This window comes from Vibrio sp. V39_P1S14PM300 (genome assembly GCF_009904765.1).
GTDB classification, from domain to species: Bacteria; Pseudomonadota; Gammaproteobacteria; order Enterobacterales; family Vibrionaceae; genus Vibrio; species Vibrio proteolyticus.
Genome location: NZ_WXWP01000328.1, coordinates 1 through 25,786, shown reverse-complemented (window position 1 = coordinate 25,786; position 25,786 = coordinate 1). Strand labels below are relative to the sequence as shown.

28 protein-coding genes are annotated in these 25,786 nt (G+C 51.5%); 20 read left to right on the top strand and 8 right to left on the bottom strand.

Features of this window, described 5'->3' with window-relative positions:
• Window positions 1-44: 44 nt before the first annotated feature.
• The gene (gene arsJ, locus CAG65_RS17070) at window positions 45-1,265 is read left to right on the top strand and encodes an organoarsenical effux MFS transporter ArsJ (RefSeq protein WP_161454386.1); all 1,221 of its coding nucleotides are present in this window, start codon (window positions 45-47) and stop codon (window positions 1,263-1,265) included.
• Between the two features lie 93 nt (window positions 1,266-1,358).
• Here the strand turns inward: arsJ and CAG65_RS17065 are convergent, their stop codons facing one another.
• Window positions 1,359-1,736 carry a cystatin domain-containing protein gene (locus CAG65_RS17065; RefSeq protein ID WP_021707149.1) on the bottom strand — a complete coding sequence of 126 codons (378 nt, stop codon included), beginning with the start codon at window positions 1,734-1,736 and terminating at the stop codon, window positions 1,359-1,361.
• A gap of 231 nt (window positions 1,737-1,967) precedes the next feature.
• On the opposite strand from CAG65_RS17065, the gene CAG65_RS17060 reads away from it, so the two are divergent.
• Window positions 1,968-2,981 (top strand): acyltransferase, encoded by a 1,014-nt coding sequence (locus CAG65_RS17060; protein ID WP_161454385.1) that lies wholly within the window; start codon window positions 1,968-1,970, stop codon window positions 2,979-2,981.
• Here the strand turns inward: CAG65_RS17060 and CAG65_RS17055 are convergent.
• Window positions 2,978-3,307 carry a DUF2500 domain-containing protein gene (locus CAG65_RS17055; RefSeq protein WP_021707151.1) on the bottom strand — a complete coding sequence of 110 codons (330 nt, stop codon included), beginning with the start codon at window positions 3,305-3,307 and terminating at the stop codon, window positions 2,978-2,980. The two genes, CAG65_RS17060 and CAG65_RS17055, sit on opposite strands and share 4 nt — an antisense overlap.
• 282 nt (window positions 3,308-3,589) lie before the next feature.
• Between CAG65_RS17055 and CAG65_RS17050 the strand changes: the two genes are divergently transcribed.
• From CAG65_RS17050 to CAG65_RS17040, 3 genes are all read left to right on the top strand, one after another.
• Entirely contained in the window at window positions 3,590-3,958 is a 369-nt protein-coding gene (locus CAG65_RS17050; protein ID WP_021707152.1) for a hypothetical protein, read from the top strand.
• A gap of 895 nt (window positions 3,959-4,853) precedes the next feature.
• On the top strand, window positions 4,854-5,477 hold the full coding sequence (locus tag CAG65_RS17045; RefSeq protein WP_021707153.1) for a lysoplasmalogenase: 624 nt from the start codon (window positions 4,854-4,856) through the stop codon (window positions 5,475-5,477).
• A gap of 162 nt (window positions 5,478-5,639) precedes the next feature.
• Window positions 5,640-6,224 carry a YhgN family NAAT transporter gene (locus CAG65_RS17040; protein WP_021707154.1) on the top strand — a complete coding sequence of 195 codons (585 nt, stop codon included), beginning with the start codon at window positions 5,640-5,642 and terminating at the stop codon, window positions 6,222-6,224.
• Window positions 6,225-6,289: 65 nt separating this feature from the next.
• Here the strand turns inward: CAG65_RS17040 and CAG65_RS17035 are convergent, their stop codons facing one another.
• Together CAG65_RS17035 and rsmD are read right to left on the bottom strand one after the other, a co-directional pair.
• Entirely contained in the window at window positions 6,290-6,556 is a 267-nt protein-coding gene (locus tag CAG65_RS17035) for a DUF1145 domain-containing protein (protein ID WP_021707155.1), read from the bottom strand.
• The gene (rsmD, locus tag CAG65_RS17030) at window positions 6,553-7,152 is read right to left on the bottom strand and encodes a 16S rRNA (guanine(966)-N(2))-methyltransferase RsmD (protein ID WP_021707156.1); all 600 of its coding nucleotides are present in this window, start codon (window positions 7,150-7,152) and stop codon (window positions 6,553-6,555) included. Before rsmD ends, CAG65_RS17035 begins: the two co-directional genes overlap by 4 nt.
• Before the next feature lie 216 nt (window positions 7,153-7,368).
• On the opposite strand from rsmD, the gene ftsY reads away from it, so the two are divergent.
• The 6 genes from ftsY (at window position 7,369) to glpG (ending at window position 12,828) form a co-directional block, all read left to right on the top strand.
• Entirely contained in the window at window positions 7,369-8,541 is a 1,173-nt protein-coding gene (gene ftsY / locus CAG65_RS17025; protein ID WP_161454384.1) for a signal recognition particle-docking protein FtsY, read from the top strand.
• 64 nt (window positions 8,542-8,605) lie between these two features.
• Window positions 8,606-9,280: a cell division ATP-binding protein FtsE gene (gene ftsE, locus CAG65_RS17020; protein ID WP_161454383.1), complete on the top strand. Its 675-nt coding sequence runs from the start codon at window positions 8,606-8,608 to the stop codon at window positions 9,278-9,280.
• A complete protein-coding gene (gene ftsX / locus CAG65_RS17015; protein ID WP_021707159.1) occupies window positions 9,270-10,235 on the top strand; it encodes a permease-like cell division protein FtsX in 966 nt (321 codons plus the stop codon). Before ftsE ends, ftsX begins: the two co-directional genes overlap by 11 nt.
• A 169-nt stretch (window positions 10,236-10,404) precedes the next feature.
• Entirely contained in the window at window positions 10,405-11,262 is an 858-nt protein-coding gene (gene rpoH, locus CAG65_RS17010; protein WP_161454382.1) for an RNA polymerase sigma factor RpoH, read from the top strand.
• Window positions 11,263-11,665: 403 nt separating this feature from the next.
• The gene (glpE, locus tag CAG65_RS17005; protein WP_021707161.1) at window positions 11,666-11,986 is read left to right on the top strand and encodes a thiosulfate sulfurtransferase GlpE; all 321 of its coding nucleotides are present in this window, start codon (window positions 11,666-11,668) and stop codon (window positions 11,984-11,986) included.
• A gap of 8 nt (window positions 11,987-11,994) precedes the next feature.
• Window positions 11,995-12,828, top strand: coding sequence for a rhomboid family intramembrane serine protease GlpG (gene glpG / locus CAG65_RS17000; RefSeq protein WP_161454381.1), 834 nt, complete (start codon window positions 11,995-11,997; stop codon window positions 12,826-12,828).
• 37 nt (window positions 12,829-12,865) lie between these two features.
• On the opposite strand, the gene CAG65_RS16995 is transcribed toward glpG, so the two are convergent.
• Window positions 12,866-13,273, bottom strand: coding sequence for a flagellar basal body-associated protein FliL (locus CAG65_RS16995; protein WP_021707163.1), 408 nt, complete (start codon window positions 13,271-13,273; stop codon window positions 12,866-12,868).
• Between the two features lie 157 nt (window positions 13,274-13,430).
• Here CAG65_RS16995 and CAG65_RS16990 point away from each other — a divergent pair, with 157 nt between their 5' ends.
• Together CAG65_RS16990 and ubiA are read left to right on the top strand one after the other, a co-directional pair.
• Window positions 13,431-13,970 (top strand): chorismate lyase, encoded by a 540-nt coding sequence (locus CAG65_RS16990; protein WP_161454380.1) that lies wholly within the window; start codon window positions 13,431-13,433, stop codon window positions 13,968-13,970.
• Entirely contained in the window at window positions 13,971-14,825 is an 855-nt protein-coding gene (gene ubiA, locus CAG65_RS16985; protein ID WP_021707165.1) for a 4-hydroxybenzoate octaprenyltransferase, read from the top strand.
• Window positions 14,826-14,870: 45 nt separating this feature from the next.
• Here ubiA and plsB read toward each other — a convergent pair whose 3' ends face one another.
• Complete coding sequence (gene plsB / locus CAG65_RS16980; protein WP_161454379.1) at window positions 14,871-17,294, bottom strand: glycerol-3-phosphate 1-O-acyltransferase PlsB; 2,424 nt, start codon at window positions 17,292-17,294, stop codon at window positions 14,871-14,873.
• A gap of 208 nt (window positions 17,295-17,502) precedes the next feature.
• On the opposite strand from plsB, the gene CAG65_RS16975 reads away from it, so the two are divergent.
• The 4 genes from CAG65_RS16975 (at window position 17,503) to dinF (ending at window position 20,915) form a co-directional block, all read left to right on the top strand.
• Window positions 17,503-17,865 (top strand): diacylglycerol kinase, encoded by a 363-nt coding sequence (locus tag CAG65_RS16975; protein ID WP_161454378.1) that lies wholly within the window; start codon window positions 17,503-17,505, stop codon window positions 17,863-17,865.
• Window positions 17,866-18,018: 153 nt separating this feature from the next.
• Window positions 18,019-18,636: a transcriptional repressor LexA gene (gene lexA / locus CAG65_RS16970; protein ID WP_161454377.1), complete on the top strand. Its 618-nt coding sequence runs from the start codon at window positions 18,019-18,021 to the stop codon at window positions 18,634-18,636.
• Window positions 18,637-18,725: 89 nt separating this feature from the next.
• Window positions 18,726-19,538 carry a class I SAM-dependent methyltransferase gene (locus CAG65_RS16965; protein WP_021707169.1) on the top strand — a complete coding sequence of 271 codons (813 nt, stop codon included), beginning with the start codon at window positions 18,726-18,728 and terminating at the stop codon, window positions 19,536-19,538.
• Between the two features lie 57 nt (window positions 19,539-19,595).
• Window positions 19,596-20,915, top strand: coding sequence for an MATE family efflux transporter DinF (gene dinF / locus CAG65_RS16960; protein WP_202599439.1), 1,320 nt, complete (start codon window positions 19,596-19,598; stop codon window positions 20,913-20,915).
• 36 nt (window positions 20,916-20,951) lie between these two features.
• On the opposite strand, the gene sthA is transcribed toward dinF, so the two are convergent.
• A complete protein-coding gene (gene sthA, locus CAG65_RS16955; RefSeq protein WP_161454375.1) occupies window positions 20,952-22,352 on the bottom strand; it encodes a Si-specific NAD(P)(+) transhydrogenase in 1,401 nt (466 codons plus the stop codon).
• Window positions 22,353-22,635: 283 nt separating this feature from the next.
• Between sthA and fabR the strand changes: the two genes are divergently transcribed.
• From fabR to CAG65_RS16940, 3 genes are all read left to right on the top strand, one after another.
• Window positions 22,636-23,277 carry an HTH-type transcriptional repressor FabR gene (gene fabR, locus CAG65_RS16950; RefSeq protein WP_021707172.1) on the top strand — a complete coding sequence of 214 codons (642 nt, stop codon included), beginning with the start codon at window positions 22,636-22,638 and terminating at the stop codon, window positions 23,275-23,277.
• Window positions 23,277-23,648, top strand: a complete 372-nt coding sequence (locus CAG65_RS16945; protein WP_161454374.1) for a YijD family membrane protein — start codon at window positions 23,277-23,279, stop codon at window positions 23,646-23,648. The genes fabR and CAG65_RS16945 overlap by 1 nt, the downstream gene beginning before the upstream one ends.
• Window positions 23,649-23,920: 272 nt before the next feature.
• Window positions 23,921-25,180 (top strand): tyrosine-type recombinase/integrase, encoded by a 1,260-nt coding sequence (locus CAG65_RS16940; RefSeq protein WP_161454373.1) that lies wholly within the window; start codon window positions 23,921-23,923, stop codon window positions 25,178-25,180.
• Window positions 25,181-25,271: 91 nt separating this feature from the next.
• On the opposite strand, the gene CAG65_RS16935 is transcribed toward CAG65_RS16940, so the two are convergent.
• Window positions 25,272-25,786 (bottom strand): hypothetical protein (locus tag CAG65_RS16935; protein WP_237668844.1); only part of this gene is annotated, 515 nt, incomplete at its 5' end.

The window sequence follows — 25,786 nt, the reverse complement described above, 5'->3', positions numbered from 1 at the left end:
ATGCTGCTGGTGCAACCGGATGCCCTCAATCAAAAGAGACTGCGATGATTTCAAGCCTGAGTAAAAGCGTCCGTCAATACATGCTGGTGACGTTCAACTACTGGAACTTCACACTGACCGATGGCGCGCTGCGTATGTTGGTGGTGCTGTATTTTCACGAGCTGGGTTACGGCACACTGGCGATCGCCTCCTTGTTCTTGTTCTACGAATTTTTTGGTGTTGTGACCAACCTGATTGGCGGCTGGTTGGGCGCGCGGTTGGGATTGAATAAAACCATGAACGTTGGTCTGGCGATGCAAATTGTCGCTTTGTTGATGCTGGCCGTACCGGCCGTCTGGCTCACGATCCCTTGGGTGATGGCCGCGCAGGCACTGTCTGGTATCGCCAAAGATCTGAATAAGATGAGTGCCAAAAGCGCGATCAAAACTCTGGTGCCGGATGCGCAGCAAGGAGCTTTGTATCAATGGGTTGCACTGCTAACCGGCTCGAAAAATGCGCTCAAAGGCGCGGGCTTTTTTATTGGCGGTCTGCTGCTGTCGCTGTTCGGTTTTAAAGTGGCGGTGCTGAGCATGGCCTCAGTTCTGCTGGTGGTGCTGTGTGGCAGCCTGATTTGGTTGGAAGGCGATATGGGGAAAGCCAATAGTAAGCCGAAGTTTCGCCATATTTTTTCTAAATCGGAGAGTGTGAATATCCTCTCGGCGGCGCGGATGTTTCTGTTCGGTGCCCGTGATGTCTGGTTTGTGGTTGCGTTACCTGTTTATCTCGGCAGTGTGTTCGGCTGGGATCACCTTGCCGTAGGTGGGTTTCTCGCCTGTTGGGTAATGGCGTATGGGGTCGTGCAAGGGCTGGCGCCGCGCTTGACGGGCAAATCATCTGGCCGGGTGCCGGATGGCAGTGCAGCGCTGGGCTGGGCTGGGCTGCTGGCGGGCGTGACTGCACTGATTGCTTACGCTGTACAGATTGGCTGGCAGCCAGAGCTGGTGATTGTGGTTGGTCTGATGTTGTTCGGTGCGATATTTGCGATCAATTCGTCACTGCACTCTTATCTTATCGTCAGCTACGCCAAGGGCGATGGAGTGTCACTCGACGTCGGCTTTTATTATATGGCCAATGCGATGGGCCGCTTGATCGGCACGGTGCTGTCCGGTTGGGTGTTTCAGGTGGCGGGTCTGGCCGCGTGCTTATGGGTATCGTGCGCGTTTTTAATCATGACGACCTTGATCTCCATCCGCCTACCCAAAGCACCTCAGGTGTCTTCGGCGTAGAGAGCGCGAACAAGAAAAAGGCTGGCCCCATGGGGTCAGCCTTTGTTGTTGCTCCAAAAGTAAGGAAAAGAGCAACAATTCGTCGATATAGGGTTACGGGCAGAGCGGACCTGGCTGCGCAGCCTGAGTCATGGAGTATTCGCCTTTCAGTGAACGAAAAACGATGGTGTGCCAGATCTGGCCATCATCCATACGGAAATCAATCGCATAGTTGGTGCCGGCTACCACCTGAGTGCGCACCGTGAGAATCGTGTCGAGTTTCGCTGACGTGTTCATCTGTGTCAGGACCGTCTCAAGCGCCTGACGGGTATCGTCGTCCACTTGGGCCGCAGACCAGCCTCCGGCCAGTTGCTCAGAGCTGCACATCGGGTTGGCATCCGGCAGGGTATCCGCGCTCTCTGTCTGTTGTTGGTTATCGCAGCCGGCCAATGCGGCCAGACAAATCAATGACGTTGTTAGTGCTTTGTTCATAGCAGCCTCTGTAGGTTCTGCGGGCATTGTAGTGCAATCCGGCCTGATCCGCTGTGTCACTATTAAGACTGCCGGCAGGGAATGATGAGTTTGTCTCCACATGTTATAGCACAGCATGGGCTAGGGGAGTGAGCGCAATCAAAGCGCTGTGAAAACAATTTGTTAATTATCTGACAGTGCAAATTTTGTACTGTGCTATAGTCATCGCGTTATGCATAGTCAGGATGCGGGATGAGAGAAAGAGTACAGTTTTTTGATTTGGCCCGCTGTGTGGCGGCGGTGGCGGTGATTGCTATTCATGTTCTGGCGCCGTACCGCAATGAATTGGGCAGCATTCCTTTTTCTGAATGGGCGACGGCGGTCAGTGTCAACAGCGTCAGTCGCTGGGCTGTGCCCGTCTTTATCCTTATCACCGGCGCTTTGATGCTCAGTGATCAGCGTCCGTTTGAACTCAAATATTATGTCCGGCGTCGGCTCGGTAAAGTGCTGCTCCCGTTTGTGGTGTGGTCGCTGTTTTACGCCTATCTGTCCGGCTGGAGCGCGTCCGGGTTCGATGCCGAGACAGCTCAATCCGTGCTGGCCGGCAGCCTCAGCCATGAAACCTACTACCATCTTGGTTTCTTCTATTATTTTATTCCGCTCTACTTTGTCATTCCGTTGCTGCAGGTGGTGGTGCGAAAAAGTGGTGACAGTGGTATCTATGCCTTAACTGGGGTGTGGCTGTTGACCACGCTGCTGTTTTTGTTGCGAATTGATGGCCCTTGGAGCTGGCAGATGTGGCTGTTCAGTGGTTATCTGCCACTTGGTTATCTGTTGTATAAAAAACTGCCGCTTACCCCCGTGATGGTCAGCGTGGTGACGGTACTTGGCGTTGGCGCACTGTGGCTGACCGCTGAAGCGGTGATCACGATCAGTGTTGCCAATGGGGAATACACAGTGGGACGTTGGCTGTCTTACAAGACTCTGAATGTGGTGTTGGCCGCCAGCATGGTGTTTATGCTGTGTCGTTATTTTGGTGAACGGCTATCGGGCAATGGGCGTACGATCGTGAGTTTTGTCAGTAAACACAGCTTGGGTATTTATCTGTTGCACCCTATTTTTTTGTGGCCGATGAAAGCGTATGGCTGGTATCAAGGGCACCCCGCTTGGGTTATTCCGTTGTGGATTGTGATCAGTGGAGCGGGCGCTTTGGGATTGAGCTGGCTGTTCTCTCGTTCGGCGAAAACAGCCTGGTTACTGCCTTAGCGTTTCAGGGCAAAGTGCAAAAACGTATCGCCCTGATAAGTGAGAATGCCTTTGTCCCCCGGGTTGAGGGCATGAAAGTAATGCACCCCGACCTGAAACTCCCGCTTCGGCCCTAAGCGGCCTTTTTGAACGTATATCCAGAACTCCTGAGCATCCTCGCCTGGCTGGGCATCGGCGACATCGACGGCTTGCTTATCGAGGATGGTCACCTCGACGGTGTGCTCGGAAGCTCCCTGACCTTGGATGTGCTTGCGGTAAAAACTCAGAAAAACCCAGGCGGCCAGAACCACCAACAGGCCGATAAGAGCGAAAAGAGAGACGGGCATACATGACCTCCAAATATCAGGTGCCCGGCTATTGTAATCGTGTCGGCGCAAAAGTGTGATGTTCTGTCGGAGCAATTCGTGATGCTGACGGAATGTCGGCAGAAAGTTTCGAGTGACTTCACAGCCGGGTGTGTGGCGTGGATCCCAGTGTGCATCCGGAGGTTGGGTGTGGTTGGGTTTCAATGGGTTAAACTATGCAACAACGAGCGAGAATGGTTTTTCTTCGCCGGCAAAACTCATCAATATGGAAGAATAAGACTAAACTAACAGTGGAGGGATGCCATGTCTGATATTGAAAAAGTGGTCATGCGAACCCGAAAGCTAGAAACGCTACTGCGAACCCGTTATCACGCGGAGGGGAAAGGGTTGCATCAGTTGATCACCAGCTGTGAAGAGCGCTTACCGCATGATGTGGTGGGTAAGTTGCGTTACATTGCCACCATACGCAACAAAGCGGCTCATGAACACGACTACCATCTGGAAGACCCACGTGGTTTCTTGGCAGCGTGTGATGACTGTGAAAAAGAGCTGACCCCGCGCAGCGGCCGGTTTATCTGGCGTGTGGCGATCATGCTGATGACGCTAATCACGCTAGCGGCTCTGGGCTTCTATTATATGCATTGGGACATCCTGTCTCAGCATCTCAAATAAATCGAATCTATCAACCAAAAAGGGACGCATGATGCGTCCCTTTTTGTCTTTTTTATTCGGTGCTTAGTACATCATCGGCAGTGTCATTAGACCCACGACAACTGCGATCATTACCAGTCCCTGCTTCTGTGAAGACGTTAACATAACACTGCTCCTTTGATTGATGTTCAAACTATGTATTTAGAATAGATCATGTTTTGCGGCTTTTCAACAAATGATTTTTTCAAGTCGATAAAAATCATTGTTTCATTGCCGTCTAATGGCGGTTTTTACGCATTTAAAGTTGTTATTTTGTGGTGTTTTCTTAATGTTCGATTTGTATTTAAAAACAACGAAAGTTTTTTAAGTGTTTGTTTTTAATTGGTGGTTTAGCGTCATTTATCACTCTGTGATTATTGTTTTTGTGTTTTTATGGCTTAGCTTGGTTAAGCATCGATTGGCTAACTAAAGTCTTACAATGTCATTGTCTTGTCATGGCTTTTGAGAGTTATTGTCATTTATGGGAGGGGGTTGAAAGTAAAATGATCGTCTAAATCCGGTTTTTATCCAGATTTTAAACTGAGACTGTATTATCGGTTTTTATTGTTGTTTTTTGTTTTATCTATATGAATTTTAATAGTTAAAATGATGTTTCTTCTTTTTTATTCATGGCGTGGCAGGCGGTTTTCTAGTGAGTAAAGTGATCAGGTGTTGGTCTGGGGAGTGTAAAAGTGGTGCTTTTGCACTAAAAGACCGCTTGCTGGATGATTTGGCGTCAGTGCGCAAGAGAAGCTGATTTTAAACGCGGCGATGCGCAGCGTTGGAAGCTCTACTCAGATCCAACTTTTTACCTGCGCTTCTGGACATCTTGCCCAACGTGCCTACACTGGCCGGCGAAACAGAGCGAGGTAGTGACATGTGGAGTTGGCTATCCGTAGCACTGTCTGGTTTTATCAGTGTTTCGGCCAATGAAAGTAATAACAAGGCTCAGGCCGTTGTGTTTAAAACGCTGAGCATGGTGTTCCTGCTGGCGATGATTTGGAACGTCCCCGGGGAAATGAGCGCAGCCATGAGCTGGATTGCCTCCGGGCTGATTGTGTCCGTACTGGCGGATACCTTCTACATACTCAAAAACCATTCTCGGCTGAGTTTTATCGCATTTTTGCTGGCGCAATTGTGTTACAGCAAAGCATTCTGGCTGCAGATTTCGGGTGACATCGTCTGGTGGTTGCCCGCCTTGCTGGTGGCCAGCGGCATCGTGTTGTTTTTCCTTCTCTTACCTCAGTTGGACCGGCTGATTTTTCCGGTCACCATGATGGGCGTGGTGCTGGTTCAGCTGGCGTGGGCGGCGGGCGAAAACTGGTTGATCCAGCAATCGCTTGCCAGCAGCCTGGGCTTTATCGGGGCGATTGTATTGATCGCATCGGCCGGGATGCTTGCGATCCACGACTACCGTAAACCGTTTCGTTATGGCCGTTATCTGATCTCTGGCAGTTACCTGCTGGCGCATTCGCTGATCACCGCATCGGTGGTTCTCTGAGCGCCAACGAGCCTTCGCTTCGATGAGTCTGGTGGTGTGATAATAACGTGCCACAGGATTATGGCGGGCGGGGAAGCGTTCAAGTGTTCAACGAACTGACATCGAAATCAACAAGGAGTGCTGATATACTGCGCAACCTGTTGTTTTGTGAGATTTGTTGATATGGATATTCTTTCCGCCGCGACCATGTTGTTTCTCATTATGGATCCGCTCGGCAATCTGCCCGTTGTGCTGTCGATACTCAAGCACCTGGACCCGAAACGGCGACGTAAGGTCCTGATCCGTGAGTTATGCTTTGCCCTTATCATTCTGCTGTTGTTCCTTTTCGCCGGCAAAAGTATTCTCAGTTTCCTGCACGTGCAACCCGAAACGCTGAGCATCTCCGGCGGGATTATTCTGTTCATTATTGCCATTAAAATGATTTTCCCCAGTGCCGGCAGTATTACCGGCCTCGCGGCGGGAGAAGAACCCTTCATCGTGCCGATGGCCATCCCGATGATTGCCGGGCCGTCAGTGATTGCCGCGCTGTTGCTGCTGTCGACGCAGCATCCGGATAAGCTGTTGCAGTTGTCTGGTGCGGTGCTCCTGGCCTGGGGGGCTACCTTCTTTATTTTGATGTTCTACAGCTTCTTCCACCGGGTGCTCGGTGAACGAGGGCTGAAGGCGGTTGAGCGTTTGATGGGACTGTTGTTGGTCATGATTTCAACCCAGATGTTCCTCGATGGCGTCAAAGGGTATCTTGCGTAGCGCCTATCGTGACAGAGAAAACCAAAACGCCGCTCAGGGAGCGGCGTTTTTTGATTGTTGGCGACTCATGACATGTGCTTGCGGCGAATGTCCAGCAGAGCAAAAATGCCAAACACCAGAATCGACCATTTTTCCCAGCGCGACATGGAGATCTTGTCACCGAAAGCGCCGACAAAGATAAGCATTTGCAGGCCATGCATCAGGAACAGAAAGGCGGTCATGATGTACAAAGCAATCGCCGCTTTGCCCGGAAACGGGGTGACAATGTTCAACAGCAGAACCAGCCACACAAACAGAATCGCCCCTTTGGCGAGATAAATCAGCGCTTTCATTGAGATGTCCTTTCGAATAATCGGTAACTGACCTGACCGGCGGTTTTTTCCCGGTGCAGGTGCCAGTGAGCCGGAATGCCTTCCAGCTGCAACTCTTTTTCGGTTTCAATATAAATCACCGCGTCGTCTGCAAGCCAGCCATTTTGTTCCAGCAGCTCAATCGCTTGCGTCAGCAGCCCCTGACGAAAGGGTGGATCAAGAAACACCACGTGGTATGGGGTGCCCGGCTGGCTCAGGTAGGCCAGTGCATCGCTGTTGATGGCTTCTAGATTGTCGGCCTTGAGCGCGGCGATATTGGTCTGCAACTGACGAAATGCGGTCGGGTTGAGCTCAATCAGCGTAACCTGTTCGGCTTGTCGGGACGCGGCTTCAAAGCCCAGTCCGCCAGAGCCGGCAAACAGATCCAGACAACGCGCTCGCGGCACTTCCTGAGCCAGCCAGTTAAACACTGTTTCCTTGACCCGGTCTGTGGTCGGGCGCAGCCCTTCGGCATCGTGCACCGGTAATTTACGTCCGCGCCATACGCCGCTGATGATGCGCACAACGCCCGCAGAAGGCTGTTTTTGTGATGGGTTTTGCTGGCGACGTCTTACCATAGATTTTTTGACCGCTAATTAAGTGATACTATATCCAGTCGCCCAAGTAAAAACTGGCTTGGATACAGTTTTGAATGTTGAAGATGACAAAGTTTACCAATCAAATCGAATGAATTGGATCGTTTTCATGACTTTGTCGGTTTTCTTTTTTCTGTCGCGGAGATCTTCGGCAGAAAAAGAGTCACAGTGAATTAGAAGAATCTAGGATAGCCCCTGATGACGGAAAAAAAGAAGCGCGGATTACTCTCCTGGCTGGGTTTTGGTGATGAGGACCAGGCCAAGCCCAACGACGAAGCTGCAAAAGAAACTCAACCTGCGGCTGAGGAGTCGGACGCGGAGCAGGAGTCGTCAACGCTTGCAGACGCGCCAGCGTCACAAGAGCATGCTGCAGAACCAGAACCAGAACCAGAACCAGAACCAGAACCAGAACCAGAACCGGCCCGGGTTGCGGAGCAGGAAAAGCCGACCGAAAGCTTTTTTGCCCGCCTGAAACGCAGTCTGGCTCGCACCAAAGCCAATATCGGTGCCGGTTTCTTTGGCCTGTTTAAAGGCAAACAAATCGATGACGATCTGTTCGAAGAGCTGGAAGAACAACTGCTGATGGCGGATGTTGGCATGGATACCACGCTGAAAATTATCGAGAATCTGACTGAGAAAGCGTCGCGTCAGGAACTCAAAAGTGGCGAAGCCTTGTATGGCCTGCTGAAAGAAGAGATGGCCGCCATCCTCAGCCAGGTTGAGCAGCCACTAGAGGTAGACAGCAGTAAGACGCCGTACGTGATTTTGATGGTTGGTGTTAACGGGGTGGGGAAAACCACCACCATAGGTAAGCTGGCGAAGCAATTTCAGGCGCAGGGCAAAAAAGTCATGCTGGCAGCTGGTGATACCTTCCGTGCGGCGGCGGTGGAGCAGTTGCAGGTCTGGGGTGAGCGCAACAATGTGCCTGTGATAGCCCAGCACACCGGAGCCGACAGTGCGTCGGTGATCTATGACGCGATCGAAGCGGCCAAAGCACGCGGCGTCGATGTGGTGATCGCGGATACGGCCGGTCGCCTGCAGAACAAAGCCAACTTGATGGAAGAGCTGCGTAAAATCGTGCGGGTGATGAAGAAGATTGATGACTCGGCGCCGCATGAAATCATGCTGACGCTGGATGCGGGAACCGGCCAGAACGCGATCAGTCAGGCGAAACTGTTCAGTGACGTGGCTCCGCTGACCGGGATCACGTTAACCAAGCTGGACGGCACGGCCAAAGGCGGGGTGATCTTCGCGATTGCCGACCAGTTCAGCATACCAATTCGTTACATTGGTGTCGGTGAAGGCATCGATGATTTGCGTCCGTTTGAGACACAAGAGTTTATTGACGCCCTGTTCAGCCGGGAAGAATAACGAAACCCTTTGCAGGCGCTCATTTCGATGGGCGCCTGACGTTTATAAGTATGAGGATTGACGGGTGATTAAATTTCAACAAGTCAGTAAGGCTTATCGCGGTGGACGCCAGGCGCTTCAGAAAGTCGACTTTCATCTGCGCCGCGGCGAAATGGCGTTTCTTGGTGGTCATTCTGGCGCGGGGAAAAGTACGCTGCTGAAACTGATCTGCGCCATTGAGCGTCCTACCGATGGCAAAATCAGTTTTAACGACCATGACATTACACGGATTTCAAGCAAAGACATTCCGTTTCTACGGCGGAATATCGGCATCGTGTTTCAGGATCACCGTCTGTTGATGGACCGCTCGGTCTTTGACAATGTCGCGTTGCCGATGCGGATTGAGTCGATTTCAGAAAATGAGATCAAACGCCGCGTCTCCGCTGCGCTGGACAAAACCGGTCTGCTCGATAAAGCCCGCTGTCTGCCAAGCCAGTTGTCAGGCGGGGAACAGCAGCGGGTCGGGATCGCCCGGGCGGTGGTCAACCGACCGACCTTACTGTTGGCGGATGAGCCGACTGGCAACCTGGATCCGGAACTGTCGACCCGGGTATTGCACCTGTTTGAAGAGTTTAACCGCGCAGGAGTGAGCATTTTATTGGCCACCCACGATGTCGGGTTGGTCAATCAGCGTCCTCAGTACCGTCATTTTGAGTTAAATCAGGGTTTCTTAAGTGAGGTAGAAGGCTATGGCCAGTAAAGCGCGACAACAGACCAAGTCGACCCGGGTACAGGTCAAGCCAAAAACGGATGGCTTTTTTGCGATTCACGTCAAACAGGCGCGCGCAGCGTTTAGCGCTTTGTGGCAGCGGCCGCTGGGGAACATTCTGACTCTGGCTGTGATCTCGATGGCATTGGCACTGCCCGCTTGTCTGTATCTGCTGGGGAAAAACGTCGCTGAGGTGGCCAGTACCGTCGCGAGTCCGGCGCAGGTGAGTGCCTACTTACAGGAAGGCACGCCGGAAGCACGCATCATGGTGCTCAAAGACGAGCTGGAAAGCGACGCGGATATCGATCATGTCGAATACATCTCCTCTCAGCAAGGTTTGGCGGATCTCAGTCAGTACTCCGGGTTTGAGAAAGCCATCAGCCTACTGGATGACTACGCCTTACCGGGGGTATTGATTGTCACGCCGAGCGTGGAAGACAAGGCTGCGATTCAAGCCATTGCGCGTAATTTGAGTGCAGAGCAGGATATCTCCGACGTGCGACTGGACGAAGACTGGCTGACTCGCCTGGACGCCATGCGCAATCTGGTGGGTGTGATAGTGATCGTGCTTTCTACACTGATGCTGATATCGGTGTTTCTGATCGTTGGAAATACACTACGCTTTAACGTGCTGGCGAATAAAGATGAGATCCAGACCATGAAACTCATCGGCGCCACCGATCGCTACATCTTGCGTCCATACCTTTACTCCGGGATGTGGTTTGGTCTGCTTGGGGCGCTCTCGGCGTGGATTCTGACGGCGTTGCTGACCATTATCCTCAACAGTCATGTCGAGGCGCTGGCCAAGTTGTATGACAGCCAGTTTCGTCTGATCGGACTGAGTTGGGACGAATCGCTGCTGCTATTGATGTTAGGCACTTTCCTTGGCTGTCTGGCGGCGCGTGTGTCGGCGAAACGTCATTTGAAAGAAATTGAACCTGTGTAGATTGCGCTGGTCATAATATTGAAAAAAGTATACGGTGGCGTATACTTTTGGTCTTGTATCCATGAGAGCTTTGTGCATAATTACTGTGCCCTGCTTGAATCCTGTTCACTTTTGGTTCAGGATTGATGGGTTATAACTTACTCCAGATCAGAGATTGATGAGGAATTGAATGGCAGAACAAGCGTATCCAATGGCTTTAGTGACACAAGACAGCCTCGACAGCTATATTCGCTCGGTGAACAGTTACCCGATGCTGACAGCCGACGAGGAACGTGAACTGGCTGAGAGATTGCATTACAAAGGTGAGATTGACGCAGCAAAAAGCCTGATCTTGTCACACCTGAGATTTGTTGTTCATGTTGCTCGTGGCTATTCTGGCTACGGTCTGCCAATGGCGGATCTGGTGCAGGAAGGCAATATTGGCCTGATGAAAGCCGTCAAACGCTTTAACCCGGAAGTCGGGGTGCGTCTGGTGTCCTTTGCTGTACACTGGATCAAAGCGGAGATCCACGAATATGTACTGCGCAACTGGCGTATTGTGAAAATCGCCACAACCAAGGCGCAGCGCAAACTGTTTTTCAACCTGCGTAAATCCAAGAAACGTCTCGGTTGGTTCAACAACGGTGAAATCGAAACGGTCGCTCGCGAACTGGGTGTCGAGCCGTCCGAAGTGCGTGAGATGGAATCACGACTTGCGGCACAGGATGCGACCTTCGAAATGTCGAACGATGATGACGACGGTCATTCCTCTTACACGGCGCCAATGTTGTATCTGGAAGACAAGTCGTCCGACGTGGCGGAAAATCTGGAAGCGGCGAACTGGGAAGCACACACCAATAATCGTCTTAGCCTGGCGCTGGCCAGCCTGGACGACCGCAGTCAGCACATTGTGCGCTCTCGCTGGCTGGATGATCAGAAATCCACTTTGCAGGAACTGGCCGAAGAGTACGGCGTATCGGCGGAGCGCATCCGCCAGTTGGAAAAGAACGCAATGAAAAAGCTCAAACTGGCGGTGGGTGAGTTTTAACCCCGCACGATGTGAGCACTACCAGTTAGCAAAAACCGGGATCGAAAGATCCCGGTTTTTTTGTATCTAAATCCATAACAGGATCCAAAAGTGACATCGATGCCTGTGCATAACTCTGTGAGGAATTTATTTGCCAGTTGTCAGCAAGCAGGGTGAATAAAGGCCTGATAGGGTAAATTATGATGGGGATAGTTTCTCTTTTACCCACATCTAAATCAGGATCATCACTACATGTTGTGGATCAATTTCTTTCCAGATACTTTATCAACGTAATTCACAGTGTTATCCACATCTGGTGGTAAAGTGCTCAGAGGTGGATAACCTTATTCCGACTCGGTACTTGTCCTCCACTGAATAGGTTACAATGGCGCCAGTTCAATCTACGAGAAGAAAAGAGAAAGTCATGGACCAGTTTCAACACATTGATGTCACCGCCGCCCAGGCTCTGCTCGAGCAAGGCGAAGCGCATATGGTCGATATCCGCGATCCGCAATCTTTTGCGCTGGCGCACGCCACATCCGCCTTTCACCTGACCAACGATACCATTGTTGACTTCATGAACTCGGTAGAGTTTGATCAGCCGGTGATGGTGATGTGCTATCACGGCATCAGCAGTCAGGGAGCGGCGCAATATTTAGTGAATCAGGGCTTTGAACAGGTATATAGTGTAGACGGTGGCTTTGAAGCCTGGCAGCGCGCTAACCTTCCCATAGACAGTAAGTAGGACACCTCATGATTAAACTGATCACCTTGAATAATCCCCGAATGGCACAAGCTTTTATCGATTACATGGCCTCGCGTCAGATCGATATTCGGATGATGCCGGAAGGGCGTGATCAGTTTGCGTTGTGGCTGAGTGATGTCAGCCATCAGATTGAGGCGGAAGCGGAGCTAAAACAGTTTCTGACCAATCCGGCCGATCGCAAATACCAGGAAGCGTCTTGGACCATGGCTGAAAGCCGCCAGTCTCAGTTTCATTATCAGTCGCCTGGGATGATGGCGATGCTTAAAGCCAAAGCGGGGCCGCTGACGCTGAGCGTGATGGCTTTGTGTGGGGTTATCTTTGTACTCAGTGTACTCGGAATGGGCAACGCGGTGTTTGCGGCACTGCACTTTCCGGCAACGGCGGATCAGCAGTGGCAGTTATGGCGCTGGATCACGCACGCGGTGTTGCACTTTTCTGCGCTGCACATCATTTTCAACTTATTGTGGTGGTGGCAGTTCGGTGGCGATATTGAGCAGCGCCTCGGCTCGGCTCGGTTGTTGAAAGTGTTCCTGGTGTCGGCAGCGCTGTCGGGGGCCGGACAGTTCTGGGTCGAAGGCGCCAACTTCGGCGGTCTGTCTGGGGTGGTGTATGCGCTGGCTGGCTATATCTGGGTGCTGAGTGAGCGAGCGCCAGCCGCCGGATTACAGATGCCTCGTCCTCTGATCGGTTTCTTGCTGGTGTGGCTGGTGCTGGGGTTTGTTCAGCCGTTTATGGCGATCGCCAACACCGCGCATCTGGTCGGCTTATTGTCAGGAATCGGTCTGGGCCTGATGGATGCGGGACGCTACCGACAGCAATAAAACAGCGGCGTTGAGCCGCTGTTTTATGTGTGGAGGCTTACTGGTAAAGGTATTTGGTGAACAGCAAATCGGCAATGATGGTCCGGCCGGTTTCCGGCAGCAGAATGCTATTGAGTTCTTGAACCAGCGTTTTACGCAAGTCTTCTCGCCCGGCCAGTGACTTGATGGTGTCTTCGCTCTGCTTGCCGAGCAGCTCAATCACCGCGTCGCGGATCAGCGGTTGATGCAGTTCGACGATCGGCAGATCCTTCGCACTGGCGACCATGATGTCGATACGCACCTGAATGTAACCGAGCTGTTTACCCTGCGTATAAAAGTTGGTGGTCAGATCCGGCTCCAGAGTAAAGTAGGCCAGCTTAGGTTCGGCCTCTTCCTGCGCCACGACTGGTGCGGTCAGCAGGATGCTCAGTGCGATGATAATTTGGCCCAGATAACGTTTGAACATATTTCTCACTTGTGTTTCTTCTAATCACGATACTCGAATCGTCTGAGTCTTGTTACAATAGAGCATCTTTTTGTAATGAAAAATCGAACCTGGTGGGAATATGACCAGGCATCGGAGCTTTATTGTACGACGATAAAGCGACTTATTGAATAGCGGTATGAATCAATTAATTTCGTCCTATCTGACGGCCTTACGTCAGGTACAGTGGCAATCACCTGATGAATTTGTTTTCCCCTCTGAGCTGGCCCGGCGCTGGTTGTCGGAGCAGGGCTCGCTGTCTCGCCTGTTGGAAACATACTGTCAGCAGCTCAGCGTTGAGCTGCTGCACAACCGGGTGGTGAAAGCACAGCGCCTCGATTCGCAGGAGATCGATCTGCTCGCGGATGAAGATTGTCTGCTGCGCAAAGTGATCTTAAACGGCGATCAGACGCCTTGGGTGTTGGGGCGAACCTTGATCCCACAATCTTCGCTCCTCAACCAGCAACATGATCTGAGTCGTCAGGGGGAGATCCCACTTGGCCTGACAGTGTTCAGTACCGGGAGTGCGCAACGCGATGCGCTGCAAATGGGCTGGGCCCGTACCGCGCACGGCGAGTTTCTGGCTCGTCGTTCACGACTGTGGATGAACCACAAACCAATGTTGGTGGCAGAGCTGTTTCTGCCCACTTGCCCGATTTACTCTAAGGAGAGCATCTGAATGACCTTAGCGAAAGCCCACGCGTACTGGCGACTGATGCGTATGGACCGGCCAATAGGTTCGCTGCTGTTGATGTGGCCAACCATGTGGGCGCTGATCCTGGCGGCGCAGGGGATGCCCGATGCGCGCATCTTAGTGGTGTTTGTACTGGGGGTTTTTTTGATGCGTTCGGCCGGTTGTGTGATCAATGATTTTGCTGACCGGAAGGTTGATGGTCATGTGAAGCGTACTCGTCAACGGCCGTTGCCGGCTGGCCTGGTCAGCTCGAAAGAAGCAATTGGTCTATTTGTGTTGCTGGCCGTGGCGTCGTTTGCGCTGGTACTGAGCATGAACACGCTGACCATTCAGCTGTCGTTTGTCGGTCTTTTTCTGGCGTTCATTTACCCGTTCATGAAACGCTACACCCACCTGCCGCAGCTGTTTCTTGGTCTGGCGTTCAGTTGGTCGATTCCGATGGCCTGGGCGGCGCAGGCTAACGACCTGCCGTGGATGGTGTGGTTTGTTTTTGCGATCAACGCATTATGGACTGTCGCGTACGACACCCAGTACGCCATGGTGGATCGTGATGATGACCTGAAAATTGGCATTAAATCGACCGCGATTCTGTTTGGCCGTCTGGACAAAATGATCATTGGTCTGTTGCAGCTGGCCACACTGGCGATGTTGATCGTACTGGGGGGCTGGTATCAGCTGGGCGCCAGCTATTACTGGAGCCTATTGGTGGCCGGTGCTCTGTTTGTATTTCAGCAACACTTGATTCGCCGCCGCGAGCGTGACCCGTGTTTTCAGGCGTTTCTCAACAACAACTACGTCGGAATGGCGGTGACGGTGGGCCTGTTGGTGGCCTTCTGGTAAATCTCTAGCAAGAATAAAAAAGGCACCTGACGGTGCCTTTTCTGTTTATCCGAGCTGATAAATGCTCTCTTTGATGGTCAGCTTCACTTCCGGATAGAGCATTGAGTAAAGCAGTTGCGACAGGGCTTTGGTTTTTTGGGTGTCGCATTCACAGTCATTGTTCAGGTAAGCCTGCTGTTTGAGGGTACTGAACAGAGTCGAGAAGACCCCTTTATCGAAAAACTCCGGCGCATTGATGCCATGCAGACGACCCAGCCGCTGGGCGATGTCCTGGCTTTTCTGCTCCAGATCGGCTTTGCCCAGTTCTGGATTGGCAACCAGTAGATTGAGGGTGATCGCATAACGTTGCAGCGTCTCCAGGATAGTGCGTCCCAGCATCATCAGGATCTGAATGTTGGCCTGATCTATCGACACCAGATCTTCTTCGACACTCAGCAGGTTCTGGCGGGACAGTTCGTTGATGTAGGCATCCACCATGTCGGCCAGTCGGTCTTGTCCAATGCTCAGGAACAGCTCCTGCTTCAGGAAGGGGTATAGCGCGGCCACGTTGGCGTGGATCTGGCGACGGCTCAGTTTCTGGTGGCGGATCATCATCTGAGCGATCAACGACGGCAGCGCCAGCAGATGGATAATGTTGTTGCGGTAGTAAGTCATCAGAATTGACTGACTGCGGTCGAGTGAGATGATGTCACCCATCGCATCGGACTCGGTCACAAATTTATCCAGTGATTCGGCGTGTGCAACCAGGGCCTTGGCATCCTGCTCTGGCACGGTGTACGTCTCGGAGTAAGGCACGTGGCGCAGCAGCGCCAGATAACTTTCGATCTGGGTTTCCAGGCTGTCGCGCGACAGTGCCCGCTGACGTGAAGCGAGCAGCGCGGTGGCACACAGAGTCAGCGCATTGGTGGCCGCTGCGTCGTTAATGTGCGTCATCATCTTGCTGGCCAATTGATTCACCACCGGGGTCAACCATTGTGGCTTGCTGCCTCCCATCGGATCGATGTCCTGTGTCCATTCCGGCGCGTGCTCATTCAGGTACTGATTGAGCGGGATCGGTTCACCGAAGTTGACGTATCCCTGGCCGAAATTGCGCAGTTTACGCAAGGTTTTCAGCACCAGGCCGGCGTTCTCTTTCTCTTTGCGTTTCCCGCGCAGCTCTTTGGCGTAGGTGCTGACTTCCATTACGTGCTCGTAACCAATGTACACCGGGACCAGAGTCACTGGACGGTTGAGCCCACGCAGCATGGCCTGAATGGTCATCGCCAGCATACCGGTTTTGGCTGGCAGCAGACGACCTGTCCGCGAGCGGCCGCCTTCACTGAAGTACTCAACCGAATACCCTTTGGCAAACAGTTCGGCCAGGTATTCACGGAAAATGGTGGAGTAAAGCTTGTTGCCTTTGAAGCTACGGCGGATAAAAAACGCCCCGCCACGGCGGAAAATCGGTCCGGCTGGGAAGAAATTAAGGTTAATGCCTGCGGCGATATGGGGAGGAACCATGCCTTCGTGATACAACACGTACGACAGCAACAGATAGTCCATATGGCTGCGGTGGCAAGGCACATAAACGATCTCATGTCCGTCCTGAGCCAGACGGCGCACCGTCGACGCGTTGTTGATGTTCAGCCCTTGATAGATGCGATTCCACAACCAGCTCAGGATGCGATCGCCATTTTTGATCAGCGAATAGGAGAAATCGGCGGCGATCTCGTCCATGATGTCCTGCGCTTCTTTACGGGCTTTGTCTATCGAGATGTTTTTCGCTTTGGCTTCGTCTGCGATGGCTTTTTCTATCGCCGCGGATTTCATCAGGCGGCGGAACAGCGCCTGACGGTTGGGCAGATCCGGTCCGGATGCCGCCAGCTTTTGACGCGAGAAATGGATGCGTGCCACGCGAGCCAGTTTGTGGGCGATGGAAGCATCGGTGCCGTGCGCGTCGGCCATGTAGCGAATCGACACCACCGGGCTGAAACGCACCATACAGTCGCGGCCAGAGAGCAACACCGCTTTGGCTTTCTGTGGGCCGTTCAGGGCCTGCAGATAAGGGCGACTGCTCTCTTCTTTACCCGGTTTGCGTCCCCACAACACGGTAGCGGGAATGATTTGCACATCCAGTTCTGAGTCCAGCTGATGCTGTTCAAGCAGATCGGAAAATAGCGCGATCGACTCACTGGGGGCATCGTAGTCGTTTTTCATCAGCGTCGGACGGGATGAGGTGAATACGTAGCGGGTGAAGCTCTTACCGTTGATGGTCAGCGGTTGCAGTGGATCCGGCAGGCCGAGATCAATCGCGTGTTTTTGCAGTGTCAGCAGGTCAACCGCCGAGCGAAAAGGTAGTGCATAAACAATAGGCTTGGTAATATCAATGCCGTGATCTTCGATAGGATTCGAAGGGATCGCCGTTCCCTTGACTAAAACTGACATCGGCAGTTTCAGCAGAGAACGAGAAATAGCGTGTCCGGAAGACATAAAGGTCCTTAGCCTCAATAGATCAACTGTGCATAAGCGCATATCCAGTACATCATGAGTATGAATCACGATTGGAAAGACGCCCAAGCATTCATTTTTTGAGCCGCAAGGATACCAGAACTGGTCGAACCTTTTAATGGATATTGACTACGAAAACGTCAAAATTGCGCCAAATCATTCAGCCGAATTATTTTTGAGAGAACAAACAGTGACCCAGAAAGCCCCGCAAGGTTTCAAACGTCTGGTTAATGCAACCAAGTATTCCTATCAAGGTATTAAAGCCGCGTTTAAAAATGAAGCGGCATTTCGAGAAGAAGTGCTGCTCAGTGTGATCATGATACCTACGGCGCTGCTGCTGGATGTGACCGGGGTGGAGCGCGTTCTGCTGATCGGAACCGTATTGCTGGTGATGGTGGTGGAACTGTTGAACAGCGCGGTGGAGGCGGTGGTGGATCGCATTGGGTCGGAGCACCATGAACTGGCCGGTCGCGCCAAAGACATGGGTTCCGCAGCTGTGCTGATAACGATGTTGATCACCGGTTACACCTGGTTGCAGATAATCTTTTTTTAAGCCTTGATGCAGCGAGAGCTACAGGTAGGATCATTCGACGGCAGCATAATACGCTGCCGTTATTGAAAAGAGCGAAAAAACAACCAATTGGCTTTTCATTTCACCAATTACTGGATATACTCACAGTTAACTGTATAAACAGACAGGTGACTTATGAAGCCGTTAACGCCCCGCCAACAACAAGTATTCGATCTGATTAAGAGCAAGATCGATGAAACCGGAATGCCGCCGACCCGTGCTGAAATTGCACGTGAATTGGGGTTCCGTTCCGCGAACGCTGCTGAAGAGCACCTTAAAGCGTTGGCGCGTAAAAATGCGATAGAAATTATTCCTGGAGCCTCGCGTGGTATCCGCATCCTGCTTGAAACGGCGAACGACGACCAAGGTCTGCCGTTAATTGGCCAGGTGGCCGCGGGCTCTCCGATCCTGGCGCAGGAGCACGTGGAAGCTCACTACCAGGTTGACCCGGCCATGTTTAAGCCTCAGGCAGACTTTCTGCTGCGCGTTCACGGCGAAAGTATGAAAGACATCGGGATTATGGACGGCGACCTGCTCGCGGTACACAAAACGCAGGACGTGCGAGATGGTCAGGTGGTCGTGGCGCGTGTGGATGATGACGTGACGGTTAAGCGCCTTGAACGTAAAGGGTCGACCGTACTGCTGCATGCCGAGAACCAGGAATTTGAGCCGATTAAAGTTGATCTGACCGCCCAACACCTGTCGATCGAAGGCCTCGCGGTCGGTATCATCCGCAATACTGACTGGATGTGATCTACATTGTTGAGATTCGTTCTCAATAACTTGTCAGATTAAATGATATTCATTATCATCTTCCTTAGTGCATGATGAGGAAGATGATAATGCCCCCTTCAAGTAAAGCATCGCAACATCGTTATCAGATCCCCGTTAATCTGGTCCAGCCGTTGTGGCTTCGTAGCCGCGAGAGTCTGGTCGATAACGGTTTGGTCTACGATCCGATCGCTGCCACGGCGTGTCAGCGGTGTCAGCTCGCCCCGGAATGTCTGTCGGGTGATATCAATCAGAAACAACTCTTGCACGTAACCCTGACGCACTTGTGTGATCTGCAGGTTCAGCGTTTTTTGGAACGTCATCCTGATGGCTGGATCGTGAATGTGGGTGCCGGTTTGGATACCCGGTTTTATCGCGTCGACAATGGTCGTTGTCACTGGATAGAACTTGATGTGACCGAACACCTGTTGTGGCGGCAGAAGCTGTTTCACGCCAGTGAACGTTATCTGCATCGCAATGGCAGCGTGCTGGATCTTAGCTGGTTGGAAACTTTGCCAGTCCCAGAGCAGGCGCCGGTACTGATCGTGTGCGAACATGCGCTGTTGGATGGCAATGAACCTGTAGTGGCAAAATTCATCCAGGCGCTCGGTTGCCATTTTGACACCGCCACCGCCTGCCTGGTTCTGGCTGGTGATCTGGCATCGAAATCACTGGGGCAGAAAATGGGATCGGGTCAGTACGCACACGGTTATCAGGACGCGGCGGCGGCGGTGATGAATTGTCTGCCGTGGGCGAAATGGGTCAAAACTTTCTCACCGCTGGATGGGCAGTGTGGTCGCTGGAAGCTGTGGCAGCGCTGGTTGCGTCGTTTTCCGTCATTGAAACAACGATTAACGCCTGTGGTGGTTCAGCTTCGTTGGTGATCCGGTTACACTTTGTGCTCCTCTTGTGAGACGAGTGTAAGCGTGCAGATTTTTCAGATGTTATCCAACCGGGCAATGCACAAACAAGTGCTGTTGCTCGCCATTCCGATGGTGTTGTCCAATATTACCGTCCCGCTGCTGGGTCTGGTCGATGCGGCGGTGATTGGCCACCTCGAACACGCCTGGTATTTAGGCGGTGTGGCGCTTGGCAGTACCATGATCAGTGTCACCTTCTGGCTGCTGGGCTTTTTGCGCATGTCCACCACCGGCCTCACAGCCCAGTCCTATGGGGCTGATGATAAACACAAACTGGCCCTGGTGCTGATCCAGGGACTCCTGATGGCGCTGGCGTTCGCGCTGCTGTTTTTGCTGCTGCACACTCAGCTGTCTGAGTGGGTGTTTGCCTTTAGTGACGCCAGTCGAGAGGTCAAACATTACGGTCAGCAGTATTTCGCTATTCGGGCCTGGAGTGCGCCGGCGGCACTGGCCAACTTTGTGCTGCTGGGTTGGTTGCTCGGCACGCAAAATGCTCGCGCGCCGATGTGGATGGTGATCATCACCAACGCCACCAACATTGCATTGGACGTGCTATTTGTGATTGGTCTGGGCTGGAAAGTGGAAGGCGCGGCGCTGGCGTCGGTGCTGGCAGATTACTCAGGCATGCTGTTTGGCCTATGGTGTGTTTGGCGTACCTGGCACACGCGTCAGCTACCTTCCCCACGAGGGCTAGTGGGGCAGTCTATGCAGGGGATCGGCCGGTTTGTGCGCTTGAACCGCGACATCTTTTTACGTTCTTTGTGTTTGCAGGCGACTTTCAGTTTTATGACCTTTCAGGGCGCCAGCTTTGGTGATGAAGTGGTGGCCGCCAATGCCGTACTCATGAGTTTCCTGATGATGATCTCGTATGGCATGGATGGCTTTGCTTATGCGATGGAAGCTCTGGTGGGGAAAGCGGTCGGCGCACGCGATCGCGGTGAGCTGAATGAATCGCTGGTCGGCACCAGCTTCTGGAGCCTGATCATTTGCTTGCTTCTGACGCTGTTGTTTGGTTTGGCGGGATCACAAATGATCGGTTTGATCACCGACATCGCTTCGGTTCATCAGCAGGCGCTGATCTATTTGCCCTGGCTGGTCGCCATGCCACTGGTGGCCATGTGGTGCTTTTTGCTGGATGGGGTCTTTATCGGTGCGACCAAAGGGCGTGAGATGCGCAACAGTATGTTTGTCGCGACTTGTGTCTTTTTCGTGGTGTTCTACGCCTGGTCGGGGTGGGGCAACCACGCGTTGTGGTTCGCCATGTTGAGTTTCATGGCGGTGCGGGGCATTACGTTGGCGCTGCTGCTGGGGCAGCAATGGCGCCGAGACGTGTTTCTGTAAAGCCAAAAACCGCAGCCAGGGCTGCGGTTTTTTTGATTAGAACAATCGGTTCAGGCCGTTGAGAGCTGCCACTCGGTAGGCTTCAGCCATGGTTGGGTAGTTGAACGTCGTGTTGACGAAATATTCGATGGTATTCGCTTCGCCTTTCTGCTCCATAATCGCCTGACCGATGTGGATGATTTCCGCTGCACGTTCACCAAAGCAGTGAATGCCGAGGATCTCTTTGGTCTCGCGGTGGAAGAGGATTTTCAGGCTGCCCACATCCTTGCCGGAAATTTGCGCCCGCGCCAGGTGTTTGAAGGAGGACCGGCCAACTTCGTAGGGGATTTTTGCTGCCGTCAGCTCTTGCTCGGTTTTACCCACGGAGCTGATTTCCGGGATGGTGTAGATCCCGGTCGGAATGTCCTCAATCAGGTGCCCTTGAGCCTGACCCTGTGTGATTGCCTGAGCCACGAAGCGGCCCTGATCGTAAGCGGCACTGGCCAGGCTTGGGTAACCAATCACATCACCGACCGCGTAAACATGCTCAACTGGCGTCTGATAGTTGCTGTTGACCTTGAGCTGGCCGCGTGAGTCAGCTTCCAGACCGACTGCGTCCAGATTCAGTTTGTCGGTGTTACCCGTGCGCCCGTTGGCGTACAGCAGGCAGTCGGCTTTCATCTTTTTGCCCGACTGAAGATGGACGATGACGCCGTCTTCGGTGCCTTCGATGCGTGAGTACGTTTCATCGTTGCGGATCACTACGCCGTTATTCCAGAAGTGGTACGACAGAGCGTCGGACACTTCATTGTCCAGAAACGACAGCAAACGGTCACGGGTGTTGATCAGGTCGGTTTTGACCCCCAGGCCACGGAAGATCGAAGCGTATTCACAGCCGATCACCCCGGCACCGTAAATGATGATATGGCGCGGATCGTGTTTGAGGCTCAGGATAGAGTCACTGTCGTAAACCCGTTCATGATTGAAGTCGACATTGTCTGGCTGGTACGGGCGTGAGCCAGTGGCAATCACAAATTTATCTGCCGTGTAGTGTTCAATCGTAGCGTCGGACTTGGTTACGGCCACAGTGTGGGCATCGATGAACTGCGCGGTACCGAACAACAGTGTGCACTGGTTACGATCGTAAAAGCCCTGGCGCAAACGCGTTTGTTTGTCGATGACGGTTTTCGCATGGCCTAAGATACTGGAGAAGGTCGAATGAAGGCTGGTGTTGTTATTGCAAAACAGAGGGTTGTTGTTGAACTCGATGATGCGGCTGACCGCGTGGCGAAGCGCTTTGGACGGGATGGTCCCCCAGTGGGTACAACCGCCACCAACACTGCTCTCTTTTTCAATAATGGCAACGTTGAGCCCCGCTTTGGTTAATCCCATTGCTGCCCCTTCACCGCCGGGGCCACTGCCAATTACGATTACATCAAAGTGGTTGGTCTGTGCCATAGTTTAATCCTTGTTATAGTGTCGTAACATTGCTGTAGCGAGATTTTAACTGATTCCGTGGTCTGGTAAATGAGAGCCACATCATAGAGTCGAAGGGATCACGCCGTGGCAATGAAAATACATGTATCGCATGCGACAGCTCTCCAAATCGCCGTCAGTCAATTGAAACAGAGCGTTAACAGAGTGTACCTTGCTCGCGCGATGGCGGCTATCATGGGGTTATGCATCTCGGTGTTTCGCGTTATATTAACCCTCTCACCGAGAAACCGAGAAGTACGAAAATATGAAGTCCATGGGAATCCGAGCTCAGCAGAAAGAAAAAACGCGTCGTTCACTGATCGATGCGGCATTCAGCCAGCTCAGTGCCGAGCGCAGCTTTTCCAATCTGAGTCTGCGGGAAGTGGCCCGGGAGGCGGGTATCGCCCCAACCTCTTTTTATCGCCATTTCAAGGATATGGATGAGCTTGGTCTGACTATGGTCGACGAAGGCGGGTTGCTTTTGCGTCAGTTGATGCGACAAGCACGTCAACGGATTGTCAAAGAAGGCAGTGTGATACGGACTTCGGTGGAAACCTTTATGGAGTTTATCGAGAGCAGCCCGAACGTGTTTCGCTTATTGTTGCGTGAGCGGTCCGGCACCTCGTTTGAATTCCGCGCGGCGGTGGCCCGAGAGATTCAGCATTTCGTTGCTGAGCTCACGGAGTACCTTATCAGCACCGGTATGAGCAGGGACGAAGCGTTCACACAAGCTGAAGCGTCCGTCACTATGGTGTTCAGTTCCGGAGCTGAAGCATTGGATTTGGACAGACGTTCACGCGAAGAACTGGCTGAACGTCTGATCATGCAATTGCGAATGATTGCCAAAGGGGCATTCTGGTATCGCAAAGAACGTGAACGTAACCGATTAAAAGGCGGGATAGATTAATGTCGAATGAAAATAACCCAGTAAATCGTGGTTCAGAGCGCAAGACGCTGGTTCTGGCTCTGGTCGCGGGTATGTGTGGCGATGCGTTGTTGTCCTGGCTGACAATGAGCGATGTTGCTTTTTCTATTTTTCCGGTGATTGCCTTGGTGCTGTCGGTTCAGGCTCTGTATCAGGAGTACCTGCGTAACCCGGTATCTGAAGATATTCCGTTGGTCGGGCTGGCGTGTTTCTTTGTTGGCGCCTTTGGTCACTCGGCGTTTGTCAAAGCACAGTATCCAGATGCCGGTTCCAACTTCTTCTCGATTGTCGTGGTGCTGTTGTTGATGTTGTGGATCGGCAACAAAATGGGCTTTATTGGCCGCAAAGATTAAGCGCCTCCTCATCCAAACCAAAAAACGAGCCGAAATGGCTCGTTTTTTTATGTGCGACTATTTTCGCTCTAGCAACACACCCGCTTCCATGTGGTGGGTAAATGGTGACATAATTCCATAGGGGTCCGCTAATGTTTTTTGATGTTATAAAAATCAATGTCTTATGGTTATTTTTCTCTATTTATTTTCCATTGACGTCTTTATGAGTACAATAGAAACCACATCATCGCCGTACCCCATGCCGTACCCAGAATTTTAGAGAGTTGCTTATAATGACAAAACGAATAAACAGCAATGCCACCCTACAAGCTCTGAAGCCACAAGATAAAGAGTACTTAATCCCAGATAAAAAAATTGAAGGGCTGAATATACGTGTTCGTCCTACCGGTACAATGACATGGACATTTCGTTTTCAGATTGGAAAGAAACACGAAAAAATTTCTATGGGGCGATATGTGAAGTCAAAACCTGAGCAGGGGATGACATTAGAGCAGGCAAGAGTGGAAGCTGGCCGCTATCGGAGTTGGTTGGAGAACAACAAGAACCCAAAGGTTGAACTTGATAAAGAAAAACGCGCACAAGATGAGGCAAAGACCTTTAACGATGCATTTGAGAGTTTTGATGAGAAGCGTCTTTCTAAGCAATTACGAGGCGATCAGTCGAGAACCATTTACAATAGAGATATAAAGCCAATTATCGGTAATACTAAACTGGTGGATTTAAGCATATATGATCTCAATAAGGTTTTTGATGCGAAGGTTGATAAAGAAGGTAAGCGTATGGCTGGTGCTATCGGTGCTTGCCATAAAGTCATCAATCAAGTGATTAACCATGCCTTAGCTCTTAATATGATTGATTCTCATCCGGCACCACAACTAAAAGCAAAGGATGTTGGAGGGGGCTCTAAAGTAACAAAGCGAAACCTTAGCTTTTCTGAGTTGAAGATATTGTTAACTAGCTTAGGGGAGTGGCGCACAGCCCCTTCTAACGTCCGTTTAATACGTTTTTTGCTGGGGTGTGGTCAACGTATCAGTGCTGTTCTAGAAATGCGTTGGGGTGAGCTAGATCTGGAAAACAAGGTTTGGACTCTACCAGCCAGTTCAGCAGAGCGACATACTAAAAGTCCGGATAGTCGCAAAGTACCGCTCAGTGATTATCTTGTTGAGTTATTGCAAGAGCAGCGTGAAAGTGTCCCAAGTAAATGGAAGCTTGTTTGGCCTCAACTTACTGTAGATAAAACCCAAGAGCCTGCGGCAGTACGGGCATTGATCAAACGTAATTTACCAGCTGATCTAGAGCGTTTTTCACCCCATGATTTGCGTCGTACCTTTATCAGCCGTTGTAGTGAAATGGGGCTAGATATTGTGGCAATAGAAAAGACAGTCGGCCACCAGCTACCGGGTATGCTTAGAGTTTATAACCACCATGACTACCTTGATGAGCAGCTAGTCGTTTTACAGGCGTGGGGCGATAAGCTTCAGGCTTTGACAGTTGAGAATATTGTTCCTTTATCAGCGACGAGATCGGCTTGATTTTTCGTCCAAGGTGTAACGAAGATGCAGACCCTTCCTAATGGTTCGAGGAACTGCATGAATTCTAGTTTTATGTGCGTATTAACTTAGATTATAGAGAGTTGGTTAACTGTTCGAGCGCTTTCGTCAATATTAAGTTTCTCTCTTCAAGTGAGTTTACTTTATTGCGCATTTCTTCTAATTGTCCCTCTTTATGACGGCTTTTCGTCTTTAGCAAATCGTAACTTTCGAGCTTTTTATTCAGTAAGTCATTATCTCTTTCTAGCCTTCGAATCTCTCTTTTTAGTGCCGTTCCATCGATAATTGATTCTACAGCTTGACCTAAATTATCTAATCGATATTTCTTTTTAACCTTCTTGAGAGAAGTGTGAGTTTTGTCATCAACATAGACAGTATGCACTTTTCTTGCTCTTTTTTTTCTTCGGCAGTATTGCGCCCAAGATTTCTTCATGTTCGATAGTTTCTCTTTCCTTAAAGCTGGATCTGGAATTATAGAAAAGTAGTGCTCAGCTTGCTCTAAGATGTTCTGTTGCCGAGAGGTTGTAAGTATGTCGTCCACGGAAGGAAGACTTTTAGGTATCCCTTTTTTAGTAAAATACTCAGTTA